Origin of the sequence: Pseudomonas sp. NFPP24 (genome assembly GCF_900112095.1) — a bacterium.
Taxonomy (GTDB): Bacteria; Pseudomonadota; Gammaproteobacteria; order Pseudomonadales; family Pseudomonadaceae; genus Aquipseudomonas; species Aquipseudomonas extremorientalis.
In genome coordinates this window covers 1-15632 of record NZ_FOKD01000019.1, presented here as the reverse complement: position 1 = coordinate 15632, position 15632 = coordinate 1, and the positions used below count along the sequence as shown (strand labels likewise).

Below are 15632 nucleotides of genomic sequence, written 5' to 3'. Positions count from 1 at the left end.
CAATGCCACAACTTCAACCAGGCATGGCGCGCATCCGGGTCAAGGACCTGTGCCTGCGCACCTTCATCGGCATCAACGAGGACGAAATCCTCAACAAGCAGGATGTGCTGATCAACCTGACCATCCTGTACGCCGCCCAGGAAGCCGTGCGCGACAACGACATCGACCACGCGCTGAACTACCGCACCATCACCAAGGCGATCATCGCCCATGTCGAAGGCAATCGTTTTGCCCTGCTGGAGCGCCTGACCCAGGAGTTGCTGGACCTGGTGATGAGCAATGAGTCGGTGCTGTACGCCGAAGTGGAAGTGGACAAGCCCCATGCGTTGCGTTTTGCCGAGTCGGTTTCGATTACCCTGGCGGCCAGCCGTTAACCCCTGAGATTTGCGTGAACCTTATGAACGACCAACAACGCCTCGAACTCGAAGCCGCCGCCTTCCGCCGGCTGGTGGCACATCTGGACAGCCGCAAGGATGTGCAGAACATCGACCTGATGAACCTCGCCGGTTTCTGCCGCAATTGCTTGTCGAAGTGGTACAAGGCCGAGGCCGACACGCGCCAGATCGAGCTGAGCCTGGATGCCGCCCGTGAAGTGGTGTACGGCATGCCGTACGCCGAGTGGAAAACCCAATACCAGAAAGAAGCCAGCGCCGATCAACAGGCGGCGTTCGCCAAAGGAAAACCCCATGAATGATTTGAATACCCTGCGCGCCAGCCTCAACAGCGGCGAACACGTTTTTGCCGATACCCTGGCGTTTGTCGCTGCCGGTTACGAGTACCAGCCACAGGCGTTCACCAATGGCGCGGTAGAGAATGCCGCCGGGCAGAACGAAGGGGCGTGCAAGACGCTGGGCCTGGCAGTGCTGGAAGGGCTGAGCGAGCAGGAAGCGCTGCTGGCGTTTGGTGAGCATTACCGTTCGGTGGTGGCGACGCCTGAGGGGAGTGATCACGGCAATATCCGTGCATTGATCACAAACGGCTTGGCCGGTGTGAAGTTCACCGCCCAACCTCTGACTCGAAAATCCTGAGCCAGACCTGAAACAAAATGTGGGAGGGGCTTGCCCCCTCCCACATTTGTTGTGCGGCGTTGGTTAGAACGAAGCGTTCTGCAGGCCGTCGAGGTAACGCTCGGCATCCAGTGCCGCCATGCAACCGGCGCCGGCGGAGGTGATGGCCTGGCGGTAGACGTGGTCGGCCACGTCACCGGCGGCGAAGATACCTTCAATGTTGGTCGCGGTGGCATTGCCTTCACGGCCGCCCTGCACCACCAGGTAGCCGTCTTTGGCTTCCAGCACACCTTCGAACAGCGAGGTGTTCGGGGTGTGGCCGATGGCGATGAACACGCCGTCGACTTTCAGCTCGTCGAAGCTGCCATCGTTGTTCTTCAGGCGGGCACCGGTCACGCCCATGTTGTCGCCCAGGACTTCGTCCAGAGTGGCGTTGAGCTTGAGGATGATCTTGCCTTCGGCGACACGGGCATGCAGCTTGTCGATCAGGATCTTCTCGGCGCGGAAGGTCTCGCGGCGGTGGACCAGGGTCACGGTGCTGGCGATGTTGGCCAGGTACAGCGCCTCTTCCACGGCGGTGTTGCCGCCACCGACCACGGCGACCGGTTTGTTGCGGTAGAAGAAACCGTCACAGGTCGCGCAGGCGGAAACGCCCTTGCCCATGAACGCTTCTTCCGACGGCAGGCCCAGGTAGCGAGCGCTGGCGCCAGTAGCGATGATCAGTGCGTCACAGGTGTATACGCCGCTGTCGCCGGTCAGGCTGTAAGGCTTCTTGGAGAAGTCGACCTGGTTGATGTGATCAAACACGATCTCGGTTTCAAAGCGTTCGGCGTGTTCTTTCATGCGCTCCATCAGCACCGGGCCAGTCAGGCCGTGGACGTCGCCCGGCCAGTTGTCGACTTCGGTGGTGGTGGTCAATTGACCGCCCGCCTGCATGCCGGTGATCAGCAGCGGCTTGAGGTTGGCCCGGGCAGCGTAGACGGCGGCGCTGTAACCGGCAGGGCCGGAACCGAGAATAATCACTCGCGAATGACGGGTATCAGACATGACTCACTCCTGTCGACCGCCCGGACTACAAGGCGGCTGGAATAAAAAAGGGACCACGAAGCACTTGGGGAAGGCTTGAACTCGCAGGCCCTGAAAAATAATGGGTGCAGCGTATCGAGGGGGGCAAGATTAAGGAAATACGGAATAACAATCCAGCTCATAGACGGTCACTATGTAGTTGGCCCGACTGATCGACAGGTTTGTTACGGCTGATGTCGCGGCTTTCGCCTGCGATGTAAAGCCGGTAAGGTCGGCGCGTTCGCCCTTTTGCTCGGAGTTCCCCATGTCCGCCCCTGCTCTTTCCGGCCCGCAATACCTGCGCGAAGGCCTCAAACTGGTGTTGAGCCCAGGCCTGCGTCTGTTTGTGCTGCTGCCACTGGCGATCAACCTGGTGCTGTTCGTCGGCTTGATCTATTTTGCCGGTCATCAGTTCAGCTTGTGGGTCGACCACCTGATGCCGACGCTGCCGAGCTGGCTGGGTTTCCTGAACTACCTGCTCTGGCCATTGTTCGTGGTGCTGGTGGTGTTGATGGTGTTTTTCACCTTCACCATGCTCGCCAACATCATCGCCGCCCCCTTCAACGGCTTTCTCTCGGAGAAGGTTGAAGTGGTGGTGCGCGGCACCGATGACTTCCCAGCCTTCAGTTGGGGCGAGCTGATCGCGATGGTACCGCGCACCCTCGCCCGGGAGATGCGCAAGCTGGGCTACTTCCTGCCACGGGCCATCGGCCTGTTTATCCTGTCTTTCATCCCGGTGGTCAATCTGGTCGCCGCACCGCTGTGGTTGCTGTTTGGCGTGTGGATGATGGCGATCCAGTACATCGACTACCCGGCCGACAACCACAAGCTGGGCTGGAACGAGATGCTCGCCTGGCTGCGCCAGAAACGTTGGCAGAGCATGAGTTTCGGCGGGATTGTTTACCTGGTGTTGCTGGTGCCGGTGCTCAACCTGCTGATGATGCCGGCGGCAGTAGCCGGGGCGACGCTGTTCTGGGTACGCGAACAAGGGGCCGAGGCGATGGCGGCGCGGCAAAAAGTGACCCAGTCATAAATCCATCATCTCGATGACACAATGACGACATGCCCCACGGAGACACTGTGGGTCATGACGACAGCTTCGCTTCACATCACCCTCATCACCGAAACCTTCCCGCCAGAGATCAACGGGGTGGCCAATACCCTTGGTCGCCTGTGCGAGGGTTTGCGGGCGCGTGGCCATCAAGTCGAACTGGTGCGACCGCGCCAGGGCGTCGACCAGAGCCGTCCCAGCGACGACGCGTTATTGCTATGCCGTGGCTGGCCGCTGCCGGGATATCCTGGCCTGCAGTGGGGGCAGTCGTCGATGCACAAGTTGCTGCGGCGCTGGACCCGTCAGCGTCCGGACGTGCTCTACATCGCCACGGAAGGGCCCCTGGGCTTGTCCGCCCTGCGTGCGGCCCGGCGCCTGGGGATCAGTGTGGTCAGCGGCTTTCACACCAACTTCCAGCAGTACTCGAACCAGTACGGCTTGAGCATGCTGAGCCGGGTGGTCACGCACTATCTGCGCTGGTTTCATAACCGCTCGACCCTGACCCTGGTGCCCAGCGCCAGCCAGCGCCTGGAGCTGGAGCGCCGGCATTTCGAACGTCTGGGGATGTTGTCGCGCGGAGTGGACAGCCAACTGTTCCATCCCGCCAAACGCGACAATGCGCTGCGGGAAAGTTGGGCATTGAACAGTGAGCAAACCGCCGTGCTCTATGTGGGCAGACTGGCGCAGGAGAAAAACCTGGGGTTGCTCAAGCGCTGCTTCGAGACCTTGCAGGACACCTATCCACTGCGCCAGATGAAACTCATCATCGTGGGTGATGGCCCGCAGCGGGCGACGCTGGAGAAGGAATTGCCGGAGGCGATTTTCTGCGGCACCTTGCGCGGAGAGGAACTGGCGCGGCATTACGCATCGGGCGATGTGTTCCTCTTCCCCAGCCTCACCGAAACATTCGGCAACGTGGTGTTGGAAGCCATGGCATCAGGATTGGGGGTGGTGGCTTATGACCAGGCCGCTGCAAGCCAGCATATCCGCCACGGCTACAACGGCGTGCTGGCGATGCCCGGAGACGAGAACGCGTTTTGCGAGGCCGCCAATTGGCTGCTGGAGGACGCTGAAAGCCTGCGCCGCATGCGTCTGAATGCACGCCAGCATGCGAGCCGCCAGGGCTGGCCGGCGATTATCGAGCAGTTTGAGCATCAGTTACGCGGTGCATGTGATGAAAGTCTCGCGCTTCCTACACAGCCTTATGTGCGATGAATCAATATGTCTTTCCTGATATTTAAATCAGGAACTGCTTAATGCTGCACACCAATTATTGATACCTGCTATCTGAGCAGGGCTTTCAATAATGGAGGTACGGTACATGTCAGCTTACGGAATGGGTGTACGTAATGGCGTCAACATGCCAAACGCCGAATGGGCGCGCCAGCAACAATGGATGGATAAATCTCGGGCAGAACCTCCTGCCTACGGCCAACCGGGGCATAAAGACCCGAACAGAACCGATCACACAAAAGAACTGTACAAGGGGCCGCAGTACTAACTGCCCGACGGCATAAAGCTCCCTGTGTAATCACAGGGAGCCCAGCCACTCACACCAGCGTCATCAACGCCTCACGACTGAACGGCAGGATGTCGCCCTCGCGACCTTCGCGCACCTTCAACGCCCAATCCGGGTCCACCAACAGGGCACGGCCCACGGCGACCAGGTCAAACTCGTCGTTATTCAAACGCTCCAGCAGTTTTTCCAGACTGGCCGGTTGCGCGACCTTGTCGGTATTGACCATGAACTGCAGGAACTCACCATCCAGGCCGACGCTACCCACGGTGATGGTCGGCTTGCCGGTGAGCTGGCGGGTCCAGCCAGCCAGGTTCAGGTCGGACCCTTCGAATTCCGGCTCCCAGAAACGCCGAGTGGAGCAGTGGAAAATATCCACGCCCGCTTCAGACAACGGCTTGAGAAACTCGCCCAGCGCCTCGGGAGTTTGCACCAGACGCGCGGTGTAGTCCTGCTGCTTCCATTGGGAGAAGCGGAAGATGATCGGAAATTCCGGGCCGACGGCAGCACGGGTAGCCTGGATCAGCTCGATGGCAAAGCGCGAGCGGTTGGCCAGACTGCCACCGTATTCGTCGGTACGCTGGTTGCTGCCTTCCCAGAAGAACTGATCGACCAGATAGCCGTGGGCGCCGTGGATCTCCACACCATCCATGCCGATGCGCTGCGCATCCCTGGCGGCTTGGGCGAAGGCGTTGATCACGTCCTTGATGTCTTGCTGGGTCATGCCATGCACGACCACGTTGCCATCCTTGAGTTTCTCCATCGGGCCGTAGGCCGGTACGTTGGCGTCAGGTTCAGTGCCGATACGGCGCACGCTGCCTACATGCCACAGTTGCGGGACGATCTTGCCGCCCTCGGCGTGTACCGCGTCGACCACTTTTTTCCAGCCGGCCAGGGCGGCTTCACCGTAGAAGTGCGGGACATTGGGGTAACCGTTGGAGGCCTGATGGCCGACCACGGTGCCTTCGGTGATGATCAGCCCCACACCGGCAGCGGCGCGGCGGCGGTAGTACTCAATCACTTTGGAGTTGGGCACGCCACCCGGCGAGAACGAGCGGGTCATCGGCGCCATGACGACGCGGGTCGACAGTTGCAATGCGCCGAGCTGGAACGGTTTGAACAAGGCTTGGACAGGCATGGGGGCACTCCACGGAAGACGGGATTTATGATGCGGATAATATGGAGAGTGCGACGTGCTGGGTAGCACTATTGATCTGGGTGATTAAGGGGTAAAAGTGATGGCCGGTCGGGGCTGCTTCGCAGCCCAGCGCGGGACAAGCCCGCTCATTACAACTGCAGCGCTTAGCTGAGGGCTTTTTCGATGGCCTGGACAATTGTCGGGTCATCCGGTGCAGTGCGTGGGGAAAAGCGCGCGAGCACTCGCCCATCCTTGCCCAGCAGGAATTTTTCGAAGTTCCAGGTGATATCCCCAGGAAACTCAGCGCCCTCGCCCGCCAGCAGGCGGTACAACTGGTGACGGTCAGGACCGTTGACCTCAAGTTTGCTGCCCAACGGGAAGGTCACCCCGTAGTTCAGGCTGCAGAACTCCTGGATCTCTTCTTCTGTCCCTGGCTCCTGGCCAGCAAATTGATTGCACGGCAGGCCAAGCACGGTAAACCCCTGGTCCTTGTATTGCTGGTAGAGGTTTTCCAGTGCCGCATATTGCGGGGTCAAGCCACATTTGGAGGCCACGTTGACCACCAGCACCACTTGCCCCTTGAAGGGCGCCAGCGGCAGCTCTTGTCCGTCCAAAGCTTTGAGTTTCAGGTCGTGGAAAGCACTCATGACGAACTCCAGATATCCCATGTTCTTCACATTGCGGCGCTTTGAGATTACAGCCCGCAAGCCTGCAATCATAGACGCCGATTGCAAAACTCGCCTGCAGGTTACTGAGCGGTCGGCCAGGGCAAAATCGGAATCGCCGTCACGGCGTTCTGCGGGCTGCCTTCGATCAGGCGATCGCTGTAGACCAGGTACACCAGAGTGTTGCGCTTCTTGTCGAGGAAGCGCACCACCTGCATGGTCTTGAACACCAGCGAGGTGCGCTCCTTGAACACTTCGTCGCCGTCCTTGAGCTCGCCCTTGAAGCGGATCGGCCCCACCTGGCGGCAGGCGATCGAGGCTTCGGCGCGGTCTTCGGCCAGGCCCAGGCCGCCTTTCACGCCGCCGGTCTTGGCACGGGACAGGTAGCAGGTCACGCCGTCGACCTTGGGGTCGTCAAAGGCTTCGACGACGATCCGGTCGTTGGGCCCGACAAACTTGAACACCGTCGACACCTGGCCGATTTCCTCGGCCGAGGCCAGCAACGGCATGGCCAGCAGCAGGCCGAGCAATCCCTTCATGACACGCATGGTGTATTCCTTTGGTTAAACCAGGATCAGGTTATCGCGGTGAACCAGTTCCGGTTCGGCCATGTAACCCAAGAGTCCGACAATCGCATCGGAGGATTGTCCAATAATTTTCTGGGCTTCCAGCGCGCTGTAGTTGGCCAGGCCCCGGGCGATCTCGCGACCGTCCGGCGCGACGCACACCACCATCTCGCCACGGCGGAAGCTGCCCTGCACCAACTTGACGCCCACCGGCAGCAGGCTCTTGTTGCCTTGGGACAGCGCCGACACAGCGCCATCGTCCAGCACCAGGGTGCCACGGGTTTGCAGATGACCGGCCAGCCACTGTTTGCGCGCCGCGAGCATGCCGCGTTCCGGCGACAGCAGCGTCCCGATGCGCTCACCGGCCTTGAGGCGATCCAGCACACGTTCGATGCGCCCACCGACGATGATGGTGTGCGCACCGGAACGTGCCGCCAGGCGTGCAGCCCGCAGCTTGGTCTGCATGCCGCCACGGCCCAGGGCGCCGCCAACGCTGCCGGCCACGGCGTCCAGCGCCGGGTCATCGGCACGGGCTTCGTAGATCAGCTGGGCGTCGGGGTTGTTACGCGGGTCGGCGTCGAACATGCCGTCGCGGTCGGTGAGGATCACCAACAGGTCGGCTTCCACCAGGTTGGCCACCAGGGCGGCCAGGGTGTCATTGTCGCCGAAGCGGATTTCGTCGGTGACCACCGTGTCGTTCTCGTTGATCACCGGGATGACCTTGAGCTCCACCAGCGCGCGCAGGGTGCTGCGGGCATTGAGGTAGCGCTTGCGGTCGGACAGGTCGTCGTGGGTCAGCAGGATCTGCGCCGTATGGCGACCGTGCTCGGCAAAGCTGGATTCCCAGGCTTGCACCAGGCCCATCTGGCCGATGGCGGCGGCGGCTTGCAGTTCGTGCATCGCGCTGGGTCGCGCGGTCCAGCCGAGGCGGCTCATCCCGGCGGCAACCGCCCCGGACGACACCAGCACCAACTCTACGCCGGCCTCATGCAAGGCCACCATCTGCTCGACCCAGACGCTCATGGCCGCGCGATCCAGCCCCTTGCCATCCGCCGTCAGCAACGCACTGCCGATCTTTACGACCCAGCGCTGCGCACCTGTCACTTTGCTCCGCATCATCTTCAACCTTAGATTGAGGGCTGCGCGACCCAGCGCGGCCCATAACGTTAAACCCGGATACTAAAACGCCGCTCTATTAAGGAGCGGCGTTCAAGTTTATCGCAACGAATCAGTCGCGCACGTAAATGATTTCAGGACCGTCTTCATCATCCACGTCTTCTTCGTCCCAATCGTCGTCGCCGATGTCATGGACCGACTTCACGCCGCTGCGGCGCAGGGCACGCTGGTCGTCCAGAGCCTGCAGCTGAGCACGTGCCTCGTCTTCGATGCGCTGGTCGAGTTCGGCCAGCTCTGCCTTGAATACCGGGTCGGCCGCCAGGCGGTCGGCACGGTCTTCGAGATAACGCATGATGTCGCGAGTCAGGCGCTCGGTGCCTTCTTTGGCAATGGCCGAGATCACGTAGACCGGACCTTCCCACTCCAGGCGATCGACGATTTCCTTGACGCGCTCTTCGTGCTCTTCTTCGAGAATCTGGTCGCACTTGTTCAGCACCAGCCAACGATCACGCTCGGCCAGGGACGGGCTGAACTTGGTCAGTTCGCTGACGATCACTTCGGCGGCGTCCGGTGCACTGGTGTCATCCAGCGGCGCCATGTCCACGAGGTGCAACAGCAAACGGGTACGCGACAAGTGCTTGAGGAAGCGGATGCCCAGGCCTGCGCCATCGGAGGCACCTTCGATCAGACCGGGAATGTCGGCGATCACGAAGCTTTTCCAACGGTCGACGCTGACCACGCCCAGGTTCGGCACCAGAGTGGTGAACGGGTAGTCGGCGACTTTCGGCTTGGCGGCCGAGACCGAACGGATGAAGGTACTTTTACCGGCGTTCGGCAGGCCAAGCAGGCCCACGTCGGCGAGCACCTTCATTTCCAGCTTGAGGTCACGCTGCTCGCCCGGCTTGCCTGGCGTGGTCTGGCGCGGTGCACGGTTGGTACTGGACTTGAATCGGGTGTTACCCAGACCGTGCCAGCCGCCCTGCACTACCATCAGCTTCTGGCCAGCCTTGGTCAGGTCGCCAATCACTTCCTGGGTCGCAGAGTCGATGATCGTGGTGCCGACCGGTACGCGCAGTACCAGGTCTTCGCCTTTTTTACCGGTGCAGTCGGTGCTGCCGCCGTTGGAGCCACGCTCGGCATCGAAGTGCCGGGTGTAACGGTAGTCGACCAGGGTGTTGAGGTTTTCGTCGGCCATCATGTAGATGGAACCGCCGTCACCGCCGTCACCGCCGTTGGGGCCACCATTTTCGATGAATTTTTCGCGACGGAAACTCATGCAACCGTTACCGCCGTCGCCTGCTTTTACTCGGATGGAAACTTCATCAACGAACTTCATAACAAAACGCCTCTCGCCGCTTGGACGAGCTTAAGAAACCAAGACATAAGACTCTTGCAAAAATGAGCGCAGCGACCTCAACCAGCGACCGCAAAACCAGCGCTTGAGCTCATTACAAACAGCTTTGCAAGAGACTCACCCCACAAACGAAAAAGCCCCGTCGCAAGACAGGGCTTTTCCAGCGATCTCGCAATTAAGCTGCGACAACGCTCACGTAACGGCGGTTGAACGCGCCTTTTACTTCAAACTTGATCACGCCTTCGATTTTCGCGAAGAGGGTGTGATCTTTACCCATGCCTACACCGTAACCGGCGTGGAATTGGGTGCCGCGCTGACGCACGATGATGTTGCCCGGAATGATTTTCTGGCCGCCATACATCTTAACGCCAAGGCGTTTGGCTTCTGAGTCGCGACCGTTACGGGTACTACCACCAGCTTTTTTGTGTGCCATGAGTCAATTCTCCTAGTGAGGAATTAGGCTGAAATTAAGCCTGAATACCGGTGATTTTGATCTCGGTGTACCACTGGCGGTGGCCCATACGCTTCATGTGGTGCTTACGACGACGGAACTTGATGATGCGGACTTTATCGTGACGACCTTGGGAGATCACTTCAGCCACAACGGTAGCGCCAGCAACAACTGGAGCGCCGATGTTCACGTCATCGCCATTGGCGACCAACAGAACGCGATCAAAAGTAACGGATTCGCCGGTAGCGACTTCCAGTTTTTCGATCTTCAGGTATTCACCTGGGGCGACTTTGTATTGCTTGCCACCAGTAACAATTACTGCGTACGACATGGTATTTCTCCGATAATCCTGCTCACCCAGCGCTTTATAAGAAGAGGTATTGGCTGGCATGGCTGCATGGGATGGACGTCCCGAATGCAATTGCGTAAGGCAGGTGCTGCCCAGGAAGTTCAGGGTGCGCGATTGTACGCAAGGTAAAGGGGTGTTGCAAGTGGCCGTCCATCGCGCCTTGACACCCGGGGGCCTGGGTCCTAGCATGCCGCGCAACCCTTCTGGAGCGACTGTCGCTGATGCAACCCCAAGCTTTCTACCGCGCGGTCGCGGACGATTTTAGCGCCGTCGACGGCATCATCAAGAAGCAGCTGACTTCTAAAGTGCCGCTGGTCTCCAAAATTGGCGACTATATTACGTCGGCGGGCGGTAAGCGCCTGCGTCCTTTATTAGTGTTGCTGTGCGGCAAGGCCCTGGGCCGTGAAGGCGATGACCTGCGCCTGCTGGCAGCCACCATCGAGTTCCTGCACACCGCCACCCTGCTGCATGACGACGTGGTCGACATGTCCGGCATGCGCCGTGGCCGTGAGACCGCCAATGCCATGTGGGGCAACGCCCCCAGCGTATTGGTGGGCGACTTCCTGTACTCGCGCTCGTTCGAAATGATGGTTGAACTCGGCTCGATGCCGGTGATGAAGATTCTTTCACAGGCCACACGCATCATCGCCGAAGGCGAAGTGTTGCAACTGTCGAAGGTCCGCGACGCCAGCACCACCGAAGAAACCTACATGGAAGTGATTCGCGGCAAGACCGCGATGCTCTTCGAAGCCTCCACCCACAGCGCCGCAGCCTTGTGCAACGCCACCGCCGAACAGGCCGAAGCGCTGCGCACCTTTGGCGATCACCTGGGCGTGGCGTTCCAATTGGTGGACGACCTGCTCGACTACCGTGGCGACGCCGAAACCCTGGGCAAGAACGTCGGTGATGACCTGGCCGAGGGCAAGCCGACCCTGCCGCTGATCTACACCATGCGCGAAGGCACGCCGGAACAGGCCGCCCTGGTGCGCAAGGCGATCCAGAAAGGCGGGATCGAAGATCTGGAAGCCATCCGCGCCGCTGTCGAAGCGTCGGGTTCCCTGGACTACACCGCGCAGCTGGCGCGTGATTTCGTGGCCCGAGCCATCCAGTGCCTGGAAGCCCTGCCAGCCAGCGAATACCGGGACGCCCTGGTTGAACTGAGTGAGTTTGCGGTCGCCCGTACCCATTGATGCGGGCCCATGTGGGAGGCGCTCCTCCCACATTTAGATTTCATACAACCTGTAAGACCACAAATCCCTATATAATGTGCGACTTTTAGCCATCCTGACTTTCAAGGAGCTTTAGTGAGCACGTTGCCACCCTGCCCGAAATGCAATTCCGAATACACCTACGAAGATGGCGCCCAGCTGATCTGCCCGGAATGCGCCCATGAGTGGTCCGCCACTGGCGAGGCCGAAGCGGCCGGCGATGAAACCGTGAAGAAAGACTCTGTAGGCAACGTCCTGCAGGACGGCGACACCATCACCGTGATCAAGGACCTCAAGGTCAAGGGCACCTCCCTGGTAGTCAAGGTCGGTACCAAGGTCAAGAACATCCGCCTGTGTGACGGCGACCACGATATCGACTGCAAGATCGACGGCATCGGCCCGATGAAGCTCAAGTCCGAGTTCGTGCGTAAAGTCTGAACCCGCTGTATCCATCCCGCGCCCGCCGCGGGATGGCGTTTCGCCCTCTGCGTTGACCTCTCGCAATATCCACACAGAAAAACCCGGAAATCGCCAATAGGCACTTGCTATTCTACGAATAAGAATTATTCTCATTGAAACCCATCAAGGAGATGCGACCCATGACTTATTTGATAGATGCCTGGCTGGACCGCCCACACCCTTACCTGCGGATCCTGCATCGGGAAACCGGTGAAGTCTGTGCGGTACTGGAAGAAGAAGCGTTGAGTGAACTGCAGGATCAGGGCGACCTGGACGTCAATGGCCTGAGTTCCAGTGAACCTGGGGTGTTGAAGGAGGTGGTGCGCAATCTGTTTCTGTTCTGCTATGCCCGAGCGTTGCGCCCGGCCACGGAGCTCAATGGCAAGTTCCATCCATGAGCACAACCGCAAAACACTGTGGGGACGAGCAGGCTCGCTCCCACAGGTAATCAGCAGGCCTTACAGAACGTCGAGCAGCTCGACGTCGAACACCAGAACGCTGTGCGGCGGGATGCTGCCAACGCCTTGAGCGCCGTAAGCCAGTTCGCTCGGCACGTACAGACGCCATTTGCTGCCGGCATTCATCAGTTGCAGGGCTTCGGTCCAGCCGGCGATCACGCCGCCCACCGGGAATTCTGCAGGCTGGCCGCGCTCGTAGGAACTGTCGAACACAGTGCCGTCGATCAGGGTGCCGTGGTAGTGAGTACGCACTTGGTCTTCACGGGTCGGCTTGGCGCCATCACCGGCGGTCAGCACTTCGAATTGCAGACCGGAAGCCAGGGTGGTGATGCCATCACGCTTGGCGTTTTCAGCCAGGAACGCCAGGCCGGCACCCGCCGCAGCTTCAGCCTTGGCAGCGGCTTCGGCCTGCATGATTTCGCGGATCACCTTGAAGCTGGCAGCCATTTGCTCCTGGTCAACACGGCTTGGCTTGCCGGCGAAGGCGTCGGTCAGGCCGGCCAGGATTGCATCCAGGCTCACGCCCGGTGGCGGGTTGTCGCGCAGTTGGTCGCCCAACTGACGGCCGATACCGTAGCTGACGCGGGTTTCGTCGGTGGACAGATTAACTTCGGACATGAAGAGGCTCCGCTGTAGGGCGACACAGTTTCCTGCGCCATCCAAAACTAAAAGGGCCCGCAGACTAGCATAAAACCGGCATGCACGATGAACCCCGCGCCTCATGCCTGCGGGCTTGCGTTGGTCGGTCAGGGGGGGTTACCCGTTGATGCACGAATAAAAAGTTTCAGATTCCAACTCGTCCGCCGATACAGCCCTACACATCTTGGCTGGCTCAAACAACAACACCGCCCAGCAGACAGACATCACTTTTGCGGAGCATTCGATGAACAGCTGGTTCGGTAACATCAGCGTCAACCTCAAACTCGGCCTGGGCTTCGGCCTGGTGCTGGTCCTCACCTCGATCCTGGCCCTCACCGGCTGGACCAGCCTGGGCGGCCTGATCGACCGCAGCAACTGGATGAGCGACATCACCCAGCTCAACGCGTCCCTGACCAAGCTGCGCATCGTGCGCCTGCAATACATGCTCGCCAACGGCGACGAGGCCGTGGCCCAGAACGTACAGACCAACCTGGATGCCTTTGCTGCCCAGCAACAGAAACTGCTCGACAGCTTCAAGAGCCCGGAAAACCTCAAGCTGCTCAACGAGCAGAAAGCGATCATCACCGCTTACCAACAGTCGCTGACCAAAATGCGCGAGGCCTACCGTAACGGCAATGCCTCTCGCCAGGTGATGGGCGACAAAGCCGACATCGCCAACGCCCAGATCAATGCGCTGGAGAGCAGCGTCAAGCAAATGCCTGACAGTGCGGAGCACCTAGCCCAGTTCCAGGCCGTGGCCGACGCCAAGCTGCAATTCCAATTGGCGCGTTACGAAGTGCGCGGTTACACCGGCAACGTCAACCCGGACACCGAAGCCCGTGCCGCCGCACAGATTGAAAAAACCATCGCCGGCTTGAAAGACCTCAGCGCCGCTTTCGGTAGCAGCCAACAGAACGCACTGACCTCGCTGGAAACCGCTCTGGGCGCCTACCGCACTGCCGTGCAGAACTACAAGGCGGCCAATGCCAACATCGTCACCGCCCGGGCCGAAATGACCACCCAAGGCGCCGATATCGTGACCATCAGCGACAAGCTGTACGACATTCAGCTGAACCGTCGCGACGCCGAAAGCGCCCAGGCCCGCAGCCTGCAATTGATCAGCACCTTGCTGGCCCTGCTGGTCGGCGTGATTGCCGCGCTGGTTATCACGCGCCAGATCACGCGCCCGATCCAGGAAACCCTGGCAGTGGTGGAACGTATCGCTTCCGGCGACCTGAGCCACAATATCCAGATTACCCGTCGCGATGAGCTGGGCGTGCTGCAACAAGGCATCCAGCGCATGGGCACCACCCTGCGCGAATTGATCAGCGGCATCCGCGACGGCGTGACCCAGATCGCCAGCGCCGCCGAAGAGCTGTCGGCCGTGACCGAGCAGACCAGCGCTGGCGTGAACAGCCAGAAAATCGAGACCGACCAGGTTGCCACGGCGATGCACGAAATGACCGCCACCGTGCAGGAAGTCGCGCGTAACGCCGAACAAGCCTCCCTCGCCGCTGCCGACGCCGATGGTCAAGCCCGTGCCGGCGACAAGGTGGTCGCCGAGGCCATCGCCCAGATCGAACGCCTGGCCGCCGAAGTCGCGCGCTCCACCGACGCCATGACCCACCTGCAGCAAGAGAGCAACAAGATCGGCAGTGTGATGGACGTGATCAAGGCCGTGGCCGAGCAAACCAACCTGCTGGCCCTCAACGCGGCGATCGAAGCAGCGCGTGCCGGTGAAGCCGGGCGTGGTTTTGCCGTGGTGGCCGATGAAGTACGTGGCCTGGCCCAGCGCACGCAAAAATCCACCGAAGAAATCGAAGGCCTGGTCGCCGGTTTGCAGAACGGCACCCAGCAAGTGGCCAATGTGATGAACAACAGCCGCAGCCTCACCGACAGCAGTGTCGAGCTGACCCGCAAGGCGGGTGTGTCGCTGGAAAACATCACCCGTACGGTGTCGAATATCCAGTCGATGAACCAGCAGATCGCCGCCGCCGCCGAGCAGCAAAGCGCCGTGGCTGAAGAGATCAGCCGTAGCATCGTGAATGTGCGTGATGTGTCGGAGCAGACCGCTACGGCGAGTGACGAGACGGCCAAGTCGAGTGTGGAACTGGCGCGGTTGGGCAGCCAGTTGCAGCAGATGGTCAGCCACTTCCGGGTTTAAGAACCGCAGTCCCTGTGGCGAGGGAGCTTGCTCCCGTTGGGGCGCGAAGCGGCCCTGATCAAGTTGATGCAGATTTGAAGTTGAGAGCGCAGTGAATGCTTGGGGCTGCTACGCAGGGGAGTATCAGTTTTTTTGTGTTCGGGCTGGTTAGGGCCTGCCGTCAGGCAGGCCCTTGTTTTACCAGCTCGGTCTGGTAAATCGGTCTCCGTACAGGATCGCAAATTGATTCATTGCCACTTTCCAGTCGTGTGCCGCATGACCCCAGTTGGCGGTGATGTTGCGCAACCCAAGCCATATCAGTTTCGTCGCGGCCTCATCGGTCGGGAAGTGCCCTCGAGTCTTGATGATCTTGCGTAACTGGGCATTGATGCTCTCGATGGCATTGGTCGTGTAAACCACTTTGCGGATGCCCGCCGGGAAAACAAA

General features: G+C 60.2%; 19 protein-coding genes and 1 pseudogene. 10 read left to right on the top strand and 10 right to left on the bottom strand.

From position 1 onward, the window contains the following. Positions 1-2 precede the first annotated feature (2 nt). From folX to BM026_RS27585, 3 genes are read left to right on the top strand one after another with little or no spacing between them, the layout of a single operon-like run. The gene (gene folX, locus BM026_RS27595; RefSeq protein WP_003194073.1) at positions 3-374 is read left to right on the top strand and encodes a dihydroneopterin triphosphate 2'-epimerase; all 372 of its coding nucleotides are present in this window, start codon (positions 3-5) and stop codon (positions 372-374) included. A 23-nt stretch (positions 375-397) separates the two neighbouring features. Beyond that, a complete protein-coding gene (locus BM026_RS27590) occupies positions 398-694 on the top strand; it encodes a DUF1244 domain-containing protein (RefSeq protein ID WP_092249369.1) in 297 nt (98 codons plus the stop codon). Further along, positions 687-1028 (top strand): HopJ type III effector protein, encoded by a 342-nt coding sequence (locus tag BM026_RS27585; protein WP_093530774.1) that lies wholly within the window; start codon positions 687-689, stop codon positions 1026-1028. Before BM026_RS27590 ends, BM026_RS27585 begins: the two co-directional genes overlap by 8 nt. A 63-nt stretch (positions 1029-1091) precedes the next feature. Here BM026_RS27585 and trxB read toward each other — a convergent pair whose 3' ends face one another. Continuing rightward, positions 1092-2054 (bottom strand): thioredoxin-disulfide reductase, encoded by a 963-nt coding sequence (gene trxB, locus BM026_RS27580; protein WP_016976180.1) that lies wholly within the window; start codon positions 2052-2054, stop codon positions 1092-1094. Between the two features lie 283 nt (positions 2055-2337). Between trxB and cysZ the strand changes: the two genes are divergently transcribed. Further along, positions 2338-3105 (top strand): sulfate transporter CysZ, encoded by a 768-nt coding sequence (cysZ, locus tag BM026_RS27570; RefSeq protein WP_093530771.1) that lies wholly within the window; start codon positions 2338-2340, stop codon positions 3103-3105. Positions 3106-3159: 54 nt separating this feature from the next. Beyond that, on the top strand, positions 3160-4338 hold the full coding sequence (locus BM026_RS27565) for a glycosyltransferase family 4 protein (protein WP_093513854.1): 1179 nt from the start codon (positions 3160-3162) through the stop codon (positions 4336-4338). A gap of 335 nt (positions 4339-4673) precedes the next feature. On the opposite strand, the gene BM026_RS27555 is transcribed toward BM026_RS27565, so the two are convergent. From BM026_RS27555 to rplU, 7 genes are all read right to left on the bottom strand, one after another. Next, positions 4674-5777 carry an NADH:flavin oxidoreductase gene (locus tag BM026_RS27555; RefSeq protein ID WP_093513852.1) on the bottom strand — a complete coding sequence of 368 codons (1104 nt, stop codon included), beginning with the start codon at positions 5775-5777 and terminating at the stop codon, positions 4674-4676. 164 nt (positions 5778-5941) lie between these two features. Further along, positions 5942-6424 (bottom strand): glutathione peroxidase, encoded by a 483-nt coding sequence (locus BM026_RS27550; RefSeq protein ID WP_071489177.1) that lies wholly within the window; start codon positions 6422-6424, stop codon positions 5942-5944. Between the two features lie 101 nt (positions 6425-6525). Further along, positions 6526-6990: a CreA family protein gene (locus BM026_RS27545; RefSeq protein WP_015885841.1), complete on the bottom strand. Its 465-nt coding sequence runs from the start codon at positions 6988-6990 to the stop codon at positions 6526-6528. Between the two features lie 15 nt (positions 6991-7005). Next, positions 7006-8124, bottom strand: coding sequence for a glutamate 5-kinase (proB, locus tag BM026_RS27540; RefSeq protein ID WP_003176047.1), 1119 nt, complete (start codon positions 8122-8124; stop codon positions 7006-7008). 112 nt (positions 8125-8236) lie between these two features. Continuing rightward, the gene (gene cgtA, locus BM026_RS27535; protein WP_010206489.1) at positions 8237-9460 is read right to left on the bottom strand and encodes an Obg family GTPase CgtA; all 1224 of its coding nucleotides are present in this window, start codon (positions 9458-9460) and stop codon (positions 8237-8239) included. Positions 9461-9653: 193 nt separating this feature from the next. After that, positions 9654-9911 carry a 50S ribosomal protein L27 gene (rpmA, locus tag BM026_RS27530; RefSeq protein ID WP_003176049.1) on the bottom strand — a complete coding sequence of 86 codons (258 nt, stop codon included), beginning with the start codon at positions 9909-9911 and terminating at the stop codon, positions 9654-9656. Between the two features lie 34 nt (positions 9912-9945). Next, positions 9946-10260, bottom strand: coding sequence for a 50S ribosomal protein L21 (gene rplU, locus BM026_RS27525; RefSeq protein WP_007950961.1), 315 nt, complete (start codon positions 10258-10260; stop codon positions 9946-9948). A gap of 239 nt (positions 10261-10499) precedes the next feature. Between rplU and BM026_RS27520 the strand changes: the two genes are divergently transcribed. The 3 genes from BM026_RS27520 (at position 10500) to BM026_RS27510 (ending at position 12343) form a co-directional block, all read left to right on the top strand. Continuing rightward, a complete protein-coding gene (locus BM026_RS27520) occupies positions 10500-11468 on the top strand; it encodes a polyprenyl synthetase family protein (protein ID WP_058425717.1) in 969 nt (322 codons plus the stop codon). Between the two features lie 114 nt (positions 11469-11582). Further along, positions 11583-11924, top strand: a complete 342-nt coding sequence (locus BM026_RS27515; RefSeq protein WP_024077373.1) for a zinc ribbon domain-containing protein YjdM — start codon at positions 11583-11585, stop codon at positions 11922-11924. A 161-nt stretch (positions 11925-12085) separates the two neighbouring features. Beyond that, on the top strand, positions 12086-12343 hold the full coding sequence (locus tag BM026_RS27510) for a PA4570 family protein (protein ID WP_056858344.1): 258 nt from the start codon (positions 12086-12088) through the stop codon (positions 12341-12343). A gap of 60 nt (positions 12344-12403) precedes the next feature. Here the strand turns inward: BM026_RS27510 and BM026_RS27505 are convergent, their stop codons facing one another. Then, on the bottom strand, positions 12404-13021 hold the full coding sequence (locus BM026_RS27505; protein WP_003176055.1) for a BamJ family beta-barrel-assembly machinery protein: 618 nt from the start codon (positions 13019-13021) through the stop codon (positions 12404-12406). 265 nt (positions 13022-13286) lie between these two features. On the opposite strand from BM026_RS27505, the pseudogene BM026_RS29735 reads away from it, so the two are divergent. Both BM026_RS29735 and BM026_RS29730 read left to right on the top strand, forming a co-directional pair. Then, positions 13287-14303, top strand: a pseudogene (locus BM026_RS29735) (methyl-accepting chemotaxis protein); the annotation flags it as partial. Between the two features lie 39 nt (positions 14304-14342). Next, positions 14343-15206, top strand: a complete 864-nt coding sequence (locus BM026_RS29730; protein WP_370636473.1) for a methyl-accepting chemotaxis protein — start codon at positions 14343-14345, stop codon at positions 15204-15206. 177 nt (positions 15207-15383) lie between these two features. On the opposite strand, the gene BM026_RS27495 is transcribed toward BM026_RS29730, so the two are convergent. Continuing rightward, the coding region (locus BM026_RS27495) for a transposase (RefSeq protein ID WP_139217553.1) at positions 15384-15632 on the bottom strand (249 nt) is incomplete at its 5' end.

What these genes read in the sequence shown, in the direction of transcription:
- rpmA (WP_003176049.1), bottom strand. Translation starts at nt 9,911, where the DNA reads ATGGCACACAAAAAAGCTGGTGGTAGTACCCGTAACGGTCGCGACTCA.
- BM026_RS27520 (WP_058425717.1), top strand. Translation starts at nt 10,500, where the DNA reads ATGCAACCCCAAGCTTTCTACCGCGCGGTCGCGGACGATTTTAGCGCC.
- cysZ (WP_093530771.1), top strand. Translation starts at nt 2,338, where the DNA reads ATGTCCGCCCCTGCTCTTTCCGGCCCGCAATACCTGCGCGAAGGCCTC.
- cgtA (WP_010206489.1), bottom strand. Translation starts at nt 9,460, where the DNA reads ATGAAGTTCGTTGATGAAGTTTCCATCCGAGTAAAAGCAGGCGACGGC.
- BM026_RS27585 (WP_093530774.1), top strand. Translation starts at nt 687, where the DNA reads ATGAATGATTTGAATACCCTGCGCGCCAGCCTCAACAGCGGCGAACAC.
- trxB (WP_016976180.1), bottom strand. Translation starts at nt 2,054, where the DNA reads ATGTCTGATACCCGTCATTCGCGAGTGATTATTCTCGGTTCCGGCCCT.
- BM026_RS27565 (WP_093513854.1), top strand. Translation starts at nt 3,160, where the DNA reads ATGACGACAGCTTCGCTTCACATCACCCTCATCACCGAAACCTTCCCG.
- BM026_RS27545 (WP_015885841.1), bottom strand. Translation starts at nt 6,990, where the DNA reads ATGCGTGTCATGAAGGGATTGCTCGGCCTGCTGCTGGCCATGCCGTTG.
- BM026_RS27550 (WP_071489177.1), bottom strand. Translation starts at nt 6,424, where the DNA reads ATGAGTGCTTTCCACGACCTGAAACTCAAAGCTTTGGACGGACAAGAG.
- BM026_RS27505 (WP_003176055.1), bottom strand. Translation starts at nt 13,021, where the DNA reads ATGTCCGAAGTTAATCTGTCCACCGACGAAACCCGCGTCAGCTACGGT.
- BM026_RS27510 (WP_056858344.1), top strand. Translation starts at nt 12,086, where the DNA reads ATGACTTATTTGATAGATGCCTGGCTGGACCGCCCACACCCTTACCTG.
- BM026_RS27590 (WP_092249369.1), top strand. Translation starts at nt 398, where the DNA reads ATGAACGACCAACAACGCCTCGAACTCGAAGCCGCCGCCTTCCGCCGG.
- BM026_RS29730 (WP_370636473.1), top strand. Translation starts at nt 14,343, where the DNA reads ATGGGCACCACCCTGCGCGAATTGATCAGCGGCATCCGCGACGGCGTG.
- BM026_RS27555 (WP_093513852.1), bottom strand. Translation starts at nt 5,777, where the DNA reads ATGCCTGTCCAAGCCTTGTTCAAACCGTTCCAGCTCGGCGCATTGCAA.
- rplU (WP_007950961.1), bottom strand. Translation starts at nt 10,260, where the DNA reads ATGTCGTACGCAGTAATTGTTACTGGTGGCAAGCAATACAAAGTCGCC.
- folX (WP_003194073.1), top strand. Translation starts at nt 3, where the DNA reads ATGCCACAACTTCAACCAGGCATGGCGCGCATCCGGGTCAAGGACCTG.
- proB (WP_003176047.1), bottom strand. Translation starts at nt 8,124, where the DNA reads ATGCGGAGCAAAGTGACAGGTGCGCAGCGCTGGGTCGTAAAGATCGGC.